This is a genomic window from Ralstonia sp. RL (genome assembly GCF_001683835.1).
Lineage (GTDB): Bacteria > Pseudomonadota > Gammaproteobacteria > Burkholderiales > Burkholderiaceae > Ralstonia > Ralstonia mannitolilytica.
This window is the reverse complement of record NZ_LWRX01000112.1, coordinates 1-1,166: the sequence shown is the minus strand read 5'-3', so window position 1 is coordinate 1,166 and position 1,166 is coordinate 1. Positions and strand designations below refer to the sequence as shown.

The 1,166-nt window shown below is 65.4% G+C and carries 1 protein-coding gene; it reads left to right on the top strand.

Annotated elements, in window-relative coordinates:
• On the top strand, window positions 1-1,166 hold a 1,166-nt coding region (locus tag A6M56_RS10220; RefSeq protein ID WP_286758125.1), incomplete at both ends, for an ATP-binding protein.

Below are 1,166 nucleotides of genomic sequence, written 5' to 3'. Positions count from 1 at the left end.
TCCCGAAGCGGTGCACCACCTTAGCGGCCCCGCCCCCGGCGCCGCCGCCCGGCAACCCGGCGGAAGAAGCGCTCGGCGAGCTGATGGGTGGCATGGCGCTGCTACAACCGCTGCAACAGGACCTGTTCCAGTTGGGCAGCGACAAGGAAGTGCTCCTCGCCCTTCAGGAATCGGCGCGCATTCTCTTCGAGCTGTCGAAGGTGGCCATCCTGCTCGCCAACGATGCGGGCGATACCTTGTCCGGCGAGCGGGTTGGCGGCCAGCCCGATCTGTTCCGGCAACTGTCGATCCCGCTGCTTGCCTCGCGTTCGCTCGCCGCGGCGGCCGTCGCGCAGCGCCAGGTGCGGACCACCTTCGACAACCCGCAGCCCCTGTCCCTGCTCGATTTGCAACTGGCCCGCGCCCTCTCGGCCGAGGGCTTGTTGTGCATCCCGATGCTGGCACGCAACCGGGTGATCGGCGTGATGATCTGCGGCCTGTCGCCCCGCCAGCACAGCCGCCTGCAGAAACGGATTCCGTGGCTGGCCAATTTTGGCAAGATCGCGGCAATCAGCCTGGATGCCGCGCAGGAGGCCGAACGGCATCGTCAGCAGGTAGCGGTGGAGCTGACTGAGCAATTCACCACCCAGGCGCGGCAAATTGCCCACGAGGCAGGCAACCCGCTTGGCATCATCAAGAGCTACCTCAAAATCCTGGAGCGCAAGTTGCCTGAGGATGGCGGGCGCCAGGAGCTGGCGGTGCTGACCGAAGAGATCGACCGGGTGGCCAACATCGTCGGCCACATGACGCAAGCCCTGAAGGGTGCCAAGACCGGAGGCGAGACCGACCTAGTCGGCCTGCTCAACGATTTCCTGATGCTGTATGCCGACACGCTGTTCAAGGCCCGGGGCATACGGGTCGAGACCCAGTTCCCGGCATCCGGCGTGGCCGTCCGGATCAATCGCGACAATCTGAAACAAATCGTGCTCAACCTGTGGAAGAACGCTTCCGAGGCCCTGACCGGGGGCAAGATGGTGAAGATTGCGGTGAGCGACAACATCATCCACGACGGGGCAAGTTACGTGCAATTGCGTATCGACGACAACGGTCCGGGCATGACGGAAGCGGCCATCCAGGCGCTCTATCGGCCCCAGGCCACGCCGGCCGGGGCACGGCGCGGCCTGGGC